10 protein-coding genes, 3 pseudogenes and 1 riboswitch are annotated in these 13,647 nt (G+C 57.3%); of the genes and pseudogenes, 4 read left to right on the top strand and 9 right to left on the bottom strand.

Translation table 11 applies throughout. The features are described 5' to 3' along the window. From CPT76_RS40545 to CPT76_RS26225, 9 genes and pseudogenes are all read right to left on the bottom strand, one after another. Nucleotides 1-427: ABC transporter substrate-binding protein (locus tag CPT76_RS40545; protein WP_258168816.1), on the bottom strand; the 427-nt coding region annotated here is incomplete at its 3' end. A gap of 121 nt (nt 428-548) precedes the next feature. Beyond that, complete coding sequence (locus CPT76_RS40540; RefSeq protein ID WP_258168815.1) at nt 549-782, bottom strand: hypothetical protein; 234 nt, start codon at nt 780-782, stop codon at nt 549-551. Nucleotides 783-1,230: 448 nt separating this feature from the next. Beyond that, nucleotides 1,231-2,187 (bottom strand): DMT family transporter, encoded by a 957-nt coding sequence (locus CPT76_RS26250; RefSeq protein ID WP_105445007.1) that lies wholly within the window; start codon nt 2,185-2,187, stop codon nt 1,231-1,233. Nucleotides 2,188-2,314: 127 nt separating this feature from the next. Continuing rightward, nucleotides 2,315-2,476, bottom strand: a riboswitch (FMN riboswitch). Nucleotides 2,477-2,704: 228 nt separating this feature from the next. Then, nucleotides 2,705-3,814, bottom strand: a complete 1,110-nt coding sequence (locus CPT76_RS26245; protein ID WP_105445006.1) for an S-layer homology domain-containing protein — start codon at nt 3,812-3,814, stop codon at nt 2,705-2,707. A 216-nt stretch (nt 3,815-4,030) separates the two neighbouring features. Next, nucleotides 4,031-4,888: a hypothetical protein gene (locus CPT76_RS26240; protein WP_374954735.1), complete on the bottom strand. Its 858-nt coding sequence runs from the start codon at nt 4,886-4,888 to the stop codon at nt 4,031-4,033. After that, nucleotides 4,773-5,090 (bottom strand): annotated as a pseudogene (locus CPT76_RS42305) (hypothetical protein); the annotation flags it as partial. The gene CPT76_RS26240 and the pseudogene CPT76_RS42305, both read right to left, overlap by 116 nt. After that, entirely contained in the window at nt 5,024-7,537 is a 2,514-nt protein-coding gene (locus tag CPT76_RS37830) for a DUF6359 domain-containing protein (protein ID WP_181153050.1), read from the bottom strand. The pseudogene CPT76_RS42305 and the gene CPT76_RS37830, both read right to left, overlap by 67 nt. A gap of 276 nt (nt 7,538-7,813) precedes the next feature. After that, nucleotides 7,814-8,362 carry a P-loop nucleotide/nucleoside kinase family protein gene (locus tag CPT76_RS26230; RefSeq protein WP_105445004.1) on the bottom strand — a complete coding sequence of 183 codons (549 nt, stop codon included), beginning with the start codon at nt 8,360-8,362 and terminating at the stop codon, nt 7,814-7,816. A 126-nt stretch (nt 8,363-8,488) separates the two neighbouring features. Then, nucleotides 8,489-10,447: a bifunctional 2',3'-cyclic-nucleotide 2'-phosphodiesterase/3'-nucleotidase gene (locus CPT76_RS26225; RefSeq protein ID WP_105445090.1), complete on the bottom strand. Its 1,959-nt coding sequence runs from the start codon at nt 10,445-10,447 to the stop codon at nt 8,489-8,491. A gap of 325 nt (nt 10,448-10,772) precedes the next feature. Between CPT76_RS26225 and CPT76_RS26220 the strand changes: the two are divergent. The 4 genes and pseudogenes from CPT76_RS26220 to CPT76_RS37825 all read left to right on the top strand — a co-directional run. After that, a pseudogene (locus CPT76_RS26220) lies at nt 10,773-11,755 on the top strand (phosphate/phosphite/phosphonate ABC transporter substrate-binding protein). Nucleotides 11,756-11,870: 115 nt separating this feature from the next. Further along, a complete protein-coding gene (gene phnC / locus CPT76_RS26215) occupies nt 11,871-12,641 on the top strand; it encodes a phosphonate ABC transporter ATP-binding protein (RefSeq protein WP_105445002.1) in 771 nt (256 codons plus the stop codon). Continuing rightward, nucleotides 12,638-13,453 carry a phosphonate ABC transporter, permease protein PhnE gene (phnE, locus tag CPT76_RS26210; protein ID WP_105445001.1) on the top strand — a complete coding sequence of 272 codons (816 nt, stop codon included), beginning with the start codon at nt 12,638-12,640 and terminating at the stop codon, nt 13,451-13,453. Before phnC ends, phnE begins: the two co-directional genes overlap by 4 nt. After that, nucleotides 13,450-13,647, top strand: a pseudogene (locus CPT76_RS37825) (hypothetical protein); the annotation flags it as partial. The gene phnE and the pseudogene CPT76_RS37825, both read left to right, overlap by 4 nt.

Genomic DNA, 13,647 nt, shown 5'->3' with positions numbered 1-13,647 from the left:
GATCGTTGTAGAAGTAGATTTTGTAAGGGCCGGTGGCTACCGGATTGGCGTTGACTTCCTTGCGAATCGTCGCCAGATCGTTGTTCGACTTCTTCTCGATTTCTTCCCAGATATGCTTGGGCATCATCGGAATCAGCTCGATGCTGTCGAGCACCGTCAGACGGTTCGGATTGTCTTTGTTCAGCGTGATCTTGACCGCATTCGGACCGTCCGCTGCGACATCCGCGATGTACGCCCAGTAGTTGCTCCAGTTGATGTCGTATTTTTTGCCGAGCTGGTAGGTGTACACGACGTCATCGGACGTAAACGGCTGGCCGTCGCTCCATTTGGCGTCCTTATTCAGCTCGATATGCAATGTCATGTCGTCAGTCCACTCGTATTTGGTGCCGAGCAGCGGCTCCAGCTTGCCGTCCAGCTGATTGATCATAAACAGCGTCTCGTAGACCAGCTCCCTCGAGTTACCATAGTTGATCGGGAAGGCCGGATTGCCGCTCAGCAGGTTGAAGTTGGACGGCGGCCCCCATTGAATTCCGTTAATGTAAAGGGTTTCATTTCTCGGCGTTCTTTGGCGTCTCCGCTCGTGCCGGCTGGTTCGCCGCGGGCTCGGTCGTCGCGGGCTCCGTTGCTTTTTCTCCCTGATCGGCCGGCTTGTTTTCCCCTTGCGCCGGCGGCGTTGTCGTTCCCGTTGCGGAAGGCGGCTGCACGGTCTGGCAGCCCGCGATCATCACGGTCGCCGCCACGAAAAGGGCCATGAGCGGCTTGGAAGCTATTTTCAGCTTCATGTAAACTCCCCCATTTCCTCCAATTCACATCTACATAAATTGAACTAAAGACAGGGACAGCACTTCGCCTTTAGCTCATTTTATATACATGCAAGCGTGATGCAGATTTCACGTCTTCAGATCGGAGGGTTCGTGCCCCATGGATCCGAAGAAACTAAACCTCTTCATTCCGAGGAAACCGCATACCCCTTCACGAAAAAGTACGGAGCGGGCTGACGGACTCATGCGGCTAAAACGTGTTCTGCAAGCGCTTTCCGTAAAATGTATGAGGGATCGCTTGGAAATGATGACTGATTTATTTTTTAAATGTGCTGAAAAAAAGTTACTGAAGTCCTTCGCACGGTTTGCCCTTCCCTTCCAAATAAAAAACGGCCCCTGCCACCAGCAGGAACCGCTTTTCAAACCTATATAAAATTGCGTCTTCAAATCCTGGACTGGCTTGTAAGCTTTAAGCCGCGCTCCTGCGGGAAATCGCGAACAGCGCCGCCCAGATCAGGATAAATCCGACCGCTTGTGTTGGCGTCACGACCTGATGAAATACGATCCAGTTGATCAGCACGCTCACCATCGGGAAGCTCAGTTCCGCCAGCGTGGCGACCGATGCTTTCGTCGTCGTCAGCCCTTTATAGTACACCATCAAGCTGAACAGCCCCGGAAGAAGCGCCTGCCCCAGCATGTTGATCGACACCGCAGCCAGCGTTCCCCCATCGGTATGCACCTGCCAAGGATCTCCCTGATTGATGGTAATCCCGATCAGCAAAGGCAGCGCCAGGATGAAACGCAGCGAAGTCACCGTCTCATACTCCATTTTTCCGACCATCAGACGACCCATGACTGTGGAACCGCCCCACAGTGCCGCGGCACCCAGCGAGAACAAGCTGCCGACCTTGACAAAATCATTTACATGCCCGAACGGAAACGTGAAGCCGAAGGTCAACAAATACGTTCCGGCCAGCGCCACGATGAACAGCCAGGTGAAATGCTTCGGAAGCTTCTCACGCAGCAGCAGTTTGGCCATAAGGATGGCGAAGATCGGCTGCAGCTTCTGCAGCAGAACGACCGCGTTCAAGTTCCCGGAAGACAGACCCTGCGTAAACAGTATGGTTGCAATCGCCGAGCCGCCCCACGACAGGAAGAGCAGCGCGCCGATATGGTGCAGTTTCAGGCCTTTCAACTCGCTCCGATGTTTCCACAGCATTGGTGCGACGAACAGCACCAGCAAAATATGCTCGATGAGCACGATCTGCGTTGCCGTCATGTGTTCTTTGAGCAAAATGATCCGGAACAGCGGATCCGCTCCCCACAATGCTGCACCCAGCACGACCAGCCAAAAGCCGGATTTGCTGCGTTCGGCCTTCCCGCTTGCCGCGGGCCGGACCTTAATATTGCTGCTTACATTTTCCATACTCCAGTTCCCCTATCCCTGAATACGGAGTCAACATTGGAAAACCCCCGAGATCGACATCAATCGACACATCGGGGGTTGATCAAATAAGCTTGCGGAAATGTCAAAATTTCGCACATGCCTATTCTTTGATCTTCTCCCATCCGGACTTTACCGTCGGCCCTGGATTTCCACCAGGTCAGTCGCCGCCTTACTGCTAAAGCTGCGAGTCGCGGGCTTGACGCCGTCTTCATCATAAGAAGAGACGCTCACCGCCGGTCAGGAATTTCACCTTACCCCGAAGATCCATATTCATTTATTTTTATTTTTTTCATGCAACTTACATTGTTTTCATCATTATAGCATAAATGTATCCAAAAGTGTTTCAGTTTTTTAATAGCTTTTTATTTCCATGGATTAATAATTTGGATATGGGGCTGGAAAAGGACATTTTTCGGTATATCTGCAGCCATTTAAAATGACAGACATTTGGCATTGATGAGCCTGCAGCAAGCACTGAACGGACTCGCAGCAGCACTTATCGCTGCTCAAGCACCGACAGGATCACGGCCACCGCTTCAGCCCGCGTTGCATGCGCGTTCGGGGCGAACAGGCTGCCTGCTCTTCCGTGCATGATTCCTTTCTCCACCGCTGATGCGATATACGGCTTGGCCCAGGCCGGAATTTGACCGCGGTCGGCAAAATTCAAACTTCCCGCACCGTCCGGTGTTCCGGTACCGAGCGCCCTGACGGTCATCGCCGCCATTTCGGCCCGGGTAATGAGCCGGCTTGGCCCAAACGTTCCGTCGGCATAACCGTTCATGATGCCTTGCGACACCGCATCCTGGACCGAAGACAGCGCCCAGGCCGGAATCTTCTTCGCATCGGAAAAAGCCAGCGCCTGCGAGCCGGCCATCTGACCCATCGAGACCGCACGCATCATCATGCTGGCGAACTCTGCCCGGGTCACTTCCTTGCCCGGCTGAAACGTGCCGTCGGGGTATCCGCTGATCCATCCCTGCTGGACCGCATTCAGAATGGGCTGCTCCGCCCAGTGGCCGCGGATATCCCGGAGAGTGCCCGCCGTTCCTTCCGCTTTGCCCGGCTGGACCGTGATTTCCGGTTCGGCGGACATCTCGGATGAGCGGAGAGCGGAATTCACCAATTTGGCACTTTCCACGGCCACCCGAGACGAAGCCGTCTGCAGCGCCGTAAACTCAATGACGGCGAGTTGGAGCTTGCCGCTGTCTCCGGCTGTTTTTCCTACTTTGGTGTGGGCCAGGCGGATTTCGTTGTTTTTGACAATCGGTTCGACCGAAAAGCCGGATGTCCCCGAGGAAGCGGTGCGGTAAGCCAGCTTCGCCGGGTCAAAGCTGAGCGTCAGCTCATACGCATACAAGTCCTTCAGCCGCTCGCCGGTCACCGTGACCGTCACCTTGGAGCCATTGGAGGTTACCCCCAGTGACAAGGAAGGTGCTTCCGCCGCGGCGGTGTTTGCCGCAATAGTTGAGGAGGCCGCGGCAACCGGAGAGCTGCCAGCCGTTCGTACTTCTGAAACCGCTGCGTTTGCGGGGGTTCCTGATCCGATGAGTCCGACACAAATGGCTACGGCCCATGCGGCATAGCGGGTAGATTGTTTTCGTGGCATACGTCCAGCCCTCTTTCCATGAATTGAAAATCGCAGGAGCAGCCTGCACCGCTCCTGCGATTGTATCTTGTTCTAAGCAGTCGATTTCTAATGTTCCATACGACCATATCTATTGGATGATATCCATCCCTAAACTGTCCCGATCCCCGCATGAATCATGCGAGACATGGTACTGCGTATGAGCCGGGCTTGAGGACCATCCGGTTCTCTATCCCATTACTTCGCGTACCAGCTGCCGATGATCATCTGCGCTACCGCAGCCAGCGAACGGATCGAAATTTCGCCTTCGCTGAACAGGTCCGCCGGAGCTACGCGGCTCCAGTTCGGGTCCGTCGACTGGATGCCGTAGTACTTGGCGAGGATGGACAAATCCTGCACCGTAATCTGCACCGCACCTGGTACCAGCGTGATCAGCTTTTTCTGGAAGGTGGTTACGGCGCTGCCGAGTGCAGCCGCAGCCGAATCCACCTGGTTTTGCGTCGCGGTAGAGCTGCCTTTGACCGCGTTCGCCGCCTGGATGGCCGACAGCAGCTCGGCCTTGGCCGCAGCCGGATAATGGCCGACCTTATCACCGGCGACCGCCCGGTCATAGATGCTCTGCGCGGAGGCAATCGCCGAAGTAAGGGCCGACTTGTCGACCGGAACCGAAGGAACCGGGATGACGGCGTTCTTGAACGTGCTGACCGCCGCTTTCAGAGCGGTCAGCGCATCGTCGATCGCCTTCTGCGTGGCGGCGGCATCGTCCGCCACGCGCTTGGCGTCGCTGATCGACGACAGCAGCGCGGTCTTCGCCGATGCCGGGTACTGCCCCGGCTCGGTTCCCGTGACGGCCTGATCCGCCAGCTTCTGCGCTTCGCCGATGGCGGCAAACAGCGCCGCCCGGTCAGCCGTGGCGATCTGGATCTGCAGCGCAGCGGAGTCCGTGTTCGCCGGGCTCGAATTGCCGTCCGCCGAAATGTTAAAGGCGGATACCGACACGGCTGCGCTTCCGGAGACGCCGGCTTTCAGCGTGCCGCGGAGCTTCAGCAGCTCCCCGTCTTCCGAGACGGCGTTCTCCTGGCCGGTGCTGGCCATAATGATGCGGATCTCGCCTGATTCCGGCTTCACCCCGGTCGCCAGCACGCCAAAGCCGGTGCGCGAAGAGCTTACCGCGCCTTCGGCCAGGGCCAGCGTATCGTGTCAGCACGGCGGAGTTAGGCGCCTGCGTCCCTACCGCTTCCACCGTGATGCTGACCTGGAGCGTATCGCTACCGCCCTTTCCGTCCTGAACCCGGAAGGAAGCCGTGTAGCTGCCTTCCGCAGCCGGCGTCCACGTGAATTTCCGGAAGCCGCATCAAAGGCCGCTCCCTCCGGCAGGGACACCGCCTCATAACTTAACACGTCTCCGTCCTCATCGTTGGCGTACACCGAGAACGTCACTTGCTGCCCGGATTTCACGGTCTGGGCAGGCACGTCGGCAAACGCCGGAGCGTGATTGTCTCCGTCAGCCCCAGCCGGACGGATGTCGCTTTCTTTCAGAAGCTTCAACTGGTAAGCGCCTTTAAAGATCGAAGAGATCCCGGTAATATCGACGGCCGTTCCTGCCGGATAGGCCTGCTTCAGCGCATCTGCACTGATGCCCGTCCGGCTGTCGACACGGACACGGTTCGTCGTGCCGCCGCTGACGAGATCGAATTCCAGGGAGCCCGTAACGGTGGTGTAGTTTTGCACCGCCGCGTTTTTGATCGTGATCAGCTGCCCCTGATTGCTGTCATTGACCGCGGCCGCAGCCTGAGGAACCGGAGCCGGAATATCGGCCTGGGCGTCCAGCTTGGCCACCTGGACCTCATTGGCCAGCTCGACCTCGGTGTTATAGGTCAGCTTTTGAGCGGTCAGCTTGACCTTATCCCCGACATGGTAACCTGTCGCTTTGCTCGGATACACATAGACACCGCCGGTGCCGTCCTGCATATAAAATCCGGAGCCGCCGAAAACACCAGGTTCCGACGTGACGACGCCCTGCACGGTCACATAATCGTTGTCCGCCGCTTTACGCGCTTCCGCGATGGTTGTCAAATCGGGAATGGTAACGACGGGCGGCGTACCGCCGGCTCCATAGGAACCGTCTTTGTACGTCGTCGGATCATACCATTTGTACCCTGCGGCCGGTGTCGTCCACGGCTCGGTTCCTGGAATTTCGGCCGACGTGGCCGGTTCTTCCAGCTTGCCGAGCAGCGGCGTCGGCTCATCAAGCGTAATGCCCTGATTTTCGAATGTTGCGTAATCTTCATGAACCGCCAGCCATTTTACCGTCTGGACGAGGAAGACAGCATCCTGGGCTTCTCCCTTGAAGCCGTCATAAGTCGTTTTCTTGCCGCCGTTGTCCTCGCGGACGTATCCCGGCGTTGGGTCCTCTACCGGCGAAGAGTCGCCGATGAATGCAGCCTTTCCTTTTTCCAGCTTGGAGATGGCAGCGAACGGTCCTTCGGCGATGCCGCCATTTTTATAGACGCCACCGTTCGGGAAGTTCGCCTTGTCGCTGTTTTCTACGGCATTGCCCCAGCCCGGCACATTTTCCGGGAGGTAGACAACGCCCTTGACCCGGGTCGGATCCAGAATCGTCAGCGTGGAGCCGCTGTGCATCTCCACATCATTAACGCCTGCAGTAATACCGAAAGACTGATCATATTTCACCGCGTCGGTTTTGGTAACGTCGCCGACCGAATTGAAGCGGAAGCGCACACCGAAGTTCTGGCCGAGCCAGTCCGTGCTGGTCACGTCCTGCATCGCGCCCGATGCCGCTTCGGCGGTGGACATGCCCTTGGTCGGATTACCAAATGCTCCGCGCCGGTAGCCGTTCATCACTTCCGAGGAATCCCAGCGGTTCAGGTTTCGGTCGGAATTGTAGTGGTCGGAGATGAAAAATATACTGCCGCCTTCCTTGACATACGCCAGCATGGCGGCCTGCTCGGACGCCTTAAACGGAATGTTGGCTTCGCCGATAATGAAGACGTCGTATTGCTTCAGCTTGCTCAGCGTAATCGCCGGCGTGTCAAAAGCGTGCAAGTCCATCGGCAGCGTTCTTTGCAGCGCATCCACTTGGAAGCCCGCATCCCTCAGCCCGTCGGCAAAGTCCGAAAATGCGCCGTCAATGACCCAGTCTGAAGCTCCGGCCGTCTGACCGTGCGTTTCGTCGAACAGCACCTTTTTCCCCGTGCCGTCCGGCAGCGTCGTCGGAACGCCGATATTTTCGCTGCCCGGATCCGCCGGGTTCGGCGTGCCTCCGCCGGGATTTTCTCCGGACTCCCCGTCCAGGGACATCGCTGTCGGGCTTTTGATTCCAGCCATGCCGCTGTACGCGGCCAATTGCCCGGTAACGGTCAGTTTTTTCCCTACGTTGGCGGGGTTCGTCTTCAGACCGTACTGGGAGCGGTAGGAAGCCGAGATCTGGACATCGATCATTTTGCTCTGTGTCTTCTCCCCGGCTGTATCGGCAATCAATACGTTAAAATCGTCCTGAAAGCCCGAATAAATCGGTTTGGAATTGTACATCTCACCGACGATGTAGCCTTCAACGGTCGCGGTTTCTCCGCTGTTGTTTTTGGCAAGAGCTTCGGCCACCGTGAGCGGAACCGCAGCCGCAGCCTTTGCGGGCATGTATCCCAAGGCGGCGGACAGCAGCAGCAGCCATGCCAGAAATAGACCTGTGAGCTTTTTCCTACGGACGAAATACGGGTTGTCCATCTTGCGAACTCCTCCTTTACATTCCGGCAATTATGATTGCGGCTTCCTCAGGTTAACATCCCTTTATTATGGCTTATTGCGGATTATGTAAAATATGGGACAGCTGTGCAAATGCACCGTGGTTGTTAAGGAAACCCTTCCCTACCTTGGATTTTATATGAGGGAGCGGGAAGGGGGGGCAGTGCCGCAGTCCTCATTTTGGCGCAAAAAAAGAGAGACCTTTAGGCTTATGCCTGGGACTCTCCCCTCAATAGTGATGTCATACCCTGCCGTTATTTAACGAATCTTGGCTTCTGCTATGCCGGACATGATCTTGTCCACCGTCTCCCCCGGCGTCAAGCCGGAGGAATCCAGCCACAAACCGAGCCGGGGCGTTTCATCATGCAGCACGCGATTTAAGGCGTCCACCGTCCAGGCTCCGTAGCCCTTTTTGGACCGCTGCGCTTCCCTCTGCTCGACCGCCTCGGAAGTGGGACACAGCACCACCAAATATACCGGGCGGCTCTGCAGGAAGGACAAAAAATCTTCCAGCACCCGGCCGACGATGACGTCCTGCACCACGACCGTAAACCCGGACCCGGCGTACGTATCCGCCGCCTGCGCGGCAAGCCTGTAGCGAAGCAGCAGCTGGCCCAGCTCCTCTTCGGAAGCGTCCGGCTCGACCTCCTTCCTGTCGTTCACGATCATTCTCCGGAACAGGTCGCCGCGAAGATGCACGGACTTGCCCGTCCGCTCGGCGAGCAGCTGCGCTACCGTCGATTTGCCGCTTGCCATAATGCCGGTAATTACGATAACGGCAGGCTGCTGAATGGAATGAGCTGCCATGTACGATTCCCTCCTTGAATGCCGGTTATCCTATCATTATATATTTGGCATTTTCGGATCGTCAGGGGATTTATCCCTTTAAACCAATCTTTCCCGGATTCCGGGCCTCCGTCTCTCCCGCTTCGGTCATTGCCGCCCCAGATCCAGGCTGAAAATGCCGAAGCCTTGATCGTTCTGCCGCCCGGTATATCGGATGTGCGGATAATCTCCGGCATATTTCACCGCGTCAGGCGATGTCGTAAATGTGACGTTCACCGGGCCTTCCACCGGCGTGATGCGCCAGTTCGGCTTCGCCTCAGCCGGAATTTCGCCGCATGCCGTAATGTAGTCAATCAGTACCTGCCGGCATTCATCCTCGGAATCAATCACAAGCTCCATCTCCCGGATCCCGGGGAAATTGCCGCCGCCAAAGACCCGGTAGTTGCTCGAAATCACGATGAACTCCTGATCCGGATCCAGGGGAGCCCCTTCGTAACACAGATGAATGATCCTGCTGGCACCCGGGTCGTTCAGGCTCCCATCCAGCTTATATTTGGCCGGCTGCATTACGTCGACCTCGTACGTGATGCCGCTGATCACGTCGAAATTAAACACGGAAAACTGCGGGTTCAGCAGCGGCTGTTCCTCCGAGGACAGCGGATCGATGCGATTGTACGCTCCTGCGGTCATTTCCAGCCACTCCTTGACGGCCCGGCCGGAAATCCGCACCCCTTTGATCGTGTTGTCATACAAATACAGCTCCGTCGCGCTTTTGATCGCAATCGGCCCGGCCGGAATATCCGCATATTCCTTGGGTCCGTTGCGCCCCGCTTTAAACGGCGAGCCCACGGACAATACCGGCAGCTGCTGCAGCTCCGGCATGGAAGCTGCAATCAGCCGCCGGGCGTACCACGTCTGGGCATGGTTGACGAGCTGAACGGAGGCGTCATCCTGCACCNGGGAAAAATAGCTGTGCAGCGGGGCGTGAATGGTACCGATCGGCTCATTGGCATAGGCGACGGTCGCCTCATGGTCCTGCCGGAGGAGTTCGGCGATTTCTGGATCCCGAAGCGGCGTGTTGCGTTCCGCATCCTCCTCCTTTTCCAAACGGCGGACCGAGGACGTCCCCTGCACCACCTGCCATCTCCCCTGCCGAAATTGAAGCGACAGGTCGATCACGCCCAAATGCCCCCCGCCGAACCCGGCCTGTACGGCCGGAATGCCGTGAATCGTCCCCTTTTCCAGATGGATATCCGGCAGGAGTTCACCGCTCTCATCCTTAAAGGAAGCATCCAGCAGATGCCTATCCGCAGGAAACACATGATGCGTATGGGAAAAGGTCAGCGCATCAATGCCAGGCACCAAACTGAGCGGATACACCGCGTTCTCGGCATTGCCGTCCGTCAGCGCCACCTTGCCGTCGAAGCCCGTATGAGCCAGCGCCACGACCAGATCCGCGCCTTCCTCCTTCATCTTTGGAACCCATTCCAGCGCCGACAGCAGGATGTCCTTCACCTTCACCCGACCTTCAAGGTTCGCCTGGTCCCAGTCCATGATTTGCGGCGGCACGAAGCCGATGAGCCCGATCCGGATATCATGGGCCTGCCCGGCATCGTCCAGGCATCTTTTATCCAAAATGACATACGGCTTATACCTGTTCCGGCCGCATTCCTCAGGCTCAAGGCCAAAGCCTTCATCGAAATATACGTTGGCGTTGACATACGGAAAATCCGCTCCGGCAATGACGTCGTCCAGCATGTCGAGTCCATAGTTGAATTCATGGTTGCCCAAAGTTGCCGCGTCATAACCTATCGCATTCATGACCCGGATTGCGGGGTGGACGTACGACCCTTGCCCTTGCTTCATGGCGGCATATTTTTTAGCGGCATACGTTCCGAGCGGCGTTCCCTGAATCAAGTCTCCATTATCCACGAGCAGCGTGTTCGGCACCTCATCCCTCGCGCTTGAAATCAAGGCGGCTGTCCGGACCAGACCGATGGAGGCGTCCGGTTGATCCCGGTAATAATCGTAATCCATCAGGCAGGCATGCACGTCCGTCGTCGACAGAATCCGCAGGTTGACCGTTTTATTGTTATCGGGAATCATCCCGTTCACTATTCTCATTGATGTCTCCTCTCCTCCCGACCGGCTTGAAACAAGCCGGCACTTCCTGTTTTCCAGTATAACGGAAAAACATTAATTCCACGTAAACGCCCTTTCGGACCTGTTTCTACTTATTGGAAGTAGACCTTTCGCCTTAGAAAAACGCCGGACCCTCCGTTCCGAAGTACTAAATTTTTACATTCGTTTACAAAAGACCTCTTCTCCGTTAACCCTTGTCCCCCGGAACGTGTGATAAGCTCTTTCCTGTCAGACGGGGTTAAACCCGCTTCTGGCCAAATAGATGAATCAAGTGGAGAGGGGATCATCCATGTTTAAAAAAGTACTATCCATCAGCATGACCTTGGCCCTGGCTGCCGGTTTAGCGGCATGCGGGTCAAAAAACCAGCGGCAGCGACTCGGGCAGCACGGCCGCCTCATCGGCCTCGGGTACGGCGGAAGACGGCTGCTACGGCTTATAGTGCCCAAAAGAACTGAACGTGCTAGTTCGTTCCATCTCAAAATGCCGACACCCTGGAAGCCAAAACGAAGCCGCTGGAAAAGCTCCTCGGCGACCGTCTCGGCATTCCGGTTCATGTCACGGTTTCCCCGGACTATAACACGATCGTGGAAGCGATGGCTTCCAAGCAGGTGGACGTCGGCTTCCTGCCGCCGAACGCTTACGTGCTGGCCCACGACAAAAAGAAAGCCGCCGACCTGCTGCTTCAGGCGCAGCGCTACGGCATTAAAGACGATACCGGCGAAGACACCACGGAAAAGGTCGATTTCTACAAAGCGATGATCGTTGTGAAAAAGGATTCGCCGATCCAAAGCCTTCAGGACTTGAAGGGCAAAAAGATCGGATGGCAGGACGTCACTTCCTCCGCCGGCTATGTATTCCCTGCGGCTGAGCTGAAGAAGGAAGGCATCGATCCGGACAAAGACGTTCAAGGCGTGACGATCAAAGGGCATGATGCCGCCATTATGGCGCTCCTGAACGGTCAGGTTGATGCCGTCGCCGTATTCCAGGACGCGCGCAACACGGTGAAAAAGGACGTTCCGGACGTCTTCGAAAAGACCCGCGTCCTTCACTATACGGCCAAAATCCCGAACGATACGGTCAGCGTGCGCAACGACATGGACCAAAGCTGGAGGGACAAAATCAGCCAGGCGTTCATCGACATTACGAACGATGCGGAAGGCGCACAAATCATCAAGGACATTTACACGCATGTCGGCTATGCCAAAGGCGATGACAAAAACTTCGATCCGGTTCGCGAATACGCCGAAGCCGTCGGGCAGGAAATCAAGTAAATTCAAGCATTTCATTTCAATGTAGATACAATGAACCGGGCAGCACCGTCCAATGGCTTCATGGCGGTGTTGTTTTCCCGTTTTATCTGAAAATACGACAGAAAGTTGGAATCTCATGATTGAATTCGATCACGTCTCCAAAGTGTACCCCAACGGAACAGTAGGGCTTCGCGACATCAATCTGACCATCAAGGAAGGAGAGCTTGTCGTCATCGTCGGCCTGTCCGGCGCCGGCAAGTCCACCTTTTTGCGCAGCATTAACCGGCTGAACGAAATTTCCTCCGGGGAAATCCGTGTCGGCGGACAGTCCGTCACCCGCGCTGCCGGCCGTCAGCTTCGGCTGATCCGCCGCGACATCGGCATGGTATTCCAGAACTTCAACCTGATCAAGCGCCAGAACGTGCTCAGCAACGTGTTGTCCGGGCGGGTCGGCTACCATTCGACGCTGCGGACGATGCTCGGCTGGTTCCCGAAGCCGGACGTCGCCATCGCGCTCGAGGCTCTAAACCGCGTCAACATCCTTGAAAAAGCCTACGTCCGCGCCGATCAGCTGTCCGGCGGCCAGCAGCAGCGCGTCTCGATCGCCCGCGCGCTAGCGCAGGAGGCCCGGGTCATTCTGGCGGACGAGCCTGTCGCCTCGCTGGACCCGCTTACCACCCGCCAGGTCATGGAAGACCTGAAGCGGATCAATCGCGAGATGAACATTACGACCGTGATCAACCTTCATTTTATCGACCTGGCCCGGGAGTATGCGACCCGGATCATCGGTCTGCGCGCCGGTGAGGTCGTCTTCGACGGTACCCCGGAGGAGGCAACAGACGAGGCGCTGGCCGAAATTTATGGGCGGCCGGTCCTCAAAGACGAGCTGCTGGGAGGGGTGTCATGAAGGCGGCGCCTCAGGCAGGGCCGCTGCAGCCGGCCTCCCTTCCCGGGATGGCGCCGCCGCCGAAATACAAGCGGTACGCGGGGTGGATCGTCCTGCTCGCAATCCTCATCGCCTGCTCGATCCGCACCGAGGTCACCCCTTACCAGCTCATCACCGGCCTGCCGCAGATGGGCGGCCTCCTGGCGGAAATGTTCCCGCCGGATTGGAGCTATCTGCCCACGATATGGGCCCCGATGATGGAAACCGTGCAGATCGCCGTGCTCGGCACCTCCCTCGGCGGGCTGCTGGCGATTCCGGTGGCGCTGCTGTCCGCGTCCAACCTGCGCGTCAGCCGCTTCGTCTCGCTGCCGGTACGGATGGTGCTGAACCTCGTCCGCACCATTCCGGACCTGCTGTTCGCGGCCATATTCGTCGCCGTGTTCGGCATCGGCCCGTTTGCAGGGATGCTGGCGCTCGTCTTTTTCTCCTTCGGCATTATCGCCAAGCTGACGTTCGAGGCGATCGAAGCGATCGACCCGGGACCGCTGGAGGCGATGTCGGCCGTCGGCGGAAACCGGCTGCAGATCATCCGGTATGCCGTCATCCCGCAGGCACTGCCCTATTTTATGTCGTACCTGCTGTATACGTTTGAGGTGAACGTGCGCGCAGCCGCCGTGCTCGGGCTTGTCGGTGCGGGCGGTATCGGCCTCCTGCTCGACCGCTCCCTCGGCTTGTTCCGGTACGATCGCGCCTGCATCATCATCCTGCTGACCCTCGTCATCGTTCTGATCATCGATTACGGCAGCGCGCTGATTCGGAGGAGATTATTATGAACCGTAACACATCTTTGCCGCCGTCCGGCACGCCAGTGTCAGCCGGCTCGGCACTTCGCTCACGCATCCGTTTCGGACTGGTCACGCTGGTGGTGATTGCCGTCTACTGGTGGTCCATCCAGGGGATGCACTTTGAAGGGATTCAAGGGACGGCGGGTACCGTCTCCAAGTCCATCCTGACCGGATTTCTGCAT

It is taken from the genome of Paenibacillus sp. AR247 (assembly GCF_002968895.1).
In the GTDB taxonomy this organism is placed as follows: Bacteria; Bacillota; Bacilli; order Paenibacillales; family Paenibacillaceae; genus Paenibacillus_AQ; species Paenibacillus_AQ favisporus.
Note: the sequence above shows the minus strand (reverse complement) of the source record. Positions and strands in the feature narration are given on the sequence as shown.

Bases quoted from the DNA above. Each gene is read 5' to 3' on its own strand.
- CPT76_RS40540 (WP_258168815.1), bottom strand. From the start codon at position 782: ATGAAGCTGAAAATAGCTTCCAAGCCGCTCATGGCCCTTTTCGTGGCG.
- CPT76_RS26250 (WP_105445007.1), bottom strand. From the start codon at position 2,187: ATGGAAAATGTAAGCAGCAATATTAAGGTCCGGCCCGCGGCAAGCGGG.
- CPT76_RS26245 (WP_105445006.1), bottom strand. From the start codon at position 3,814: ATGCCACGAAAACAATCTACCCGCTATGCCGCATGGGCCGTAGCCATT.
- CPT76_RS26240 (WP_374954735.1), bottom strand. From the start codon at position 4,888: ATGGCCAGCACCGGCCAGGAGAACGCCGTCTCGGAAGACGGGGAGCTG.
- CPT76_RS37830 (WP_181153050.1), bottom strand. From the start codon at position 7,537: ATGGACAACCCGTATTTCGTCCGTAGGAAAAAGCTCACAGGTCTATTT.
- CPT76_RS26230 (WP_105445004.1), bottom strand. From the start codon at position 8,362: ATGGCAGCTCATTCCATTCAGCAGCCTGCCGTTATCGTAATTACCGGC.
- phnC (WP_105445002.1), top strand. From the start codon at position 11,871: ATGATTGAATTCGATCACGTCTCCAAAGTGTACCCCAACGGAACAGTA.
- phnE (WP_105445001.1), top strand. From the start codon at position 12,638: ATGAAGGCGGCGCCTCAGGCAGGGCCGCTGCAGCCGGCCTCCCTTCCC.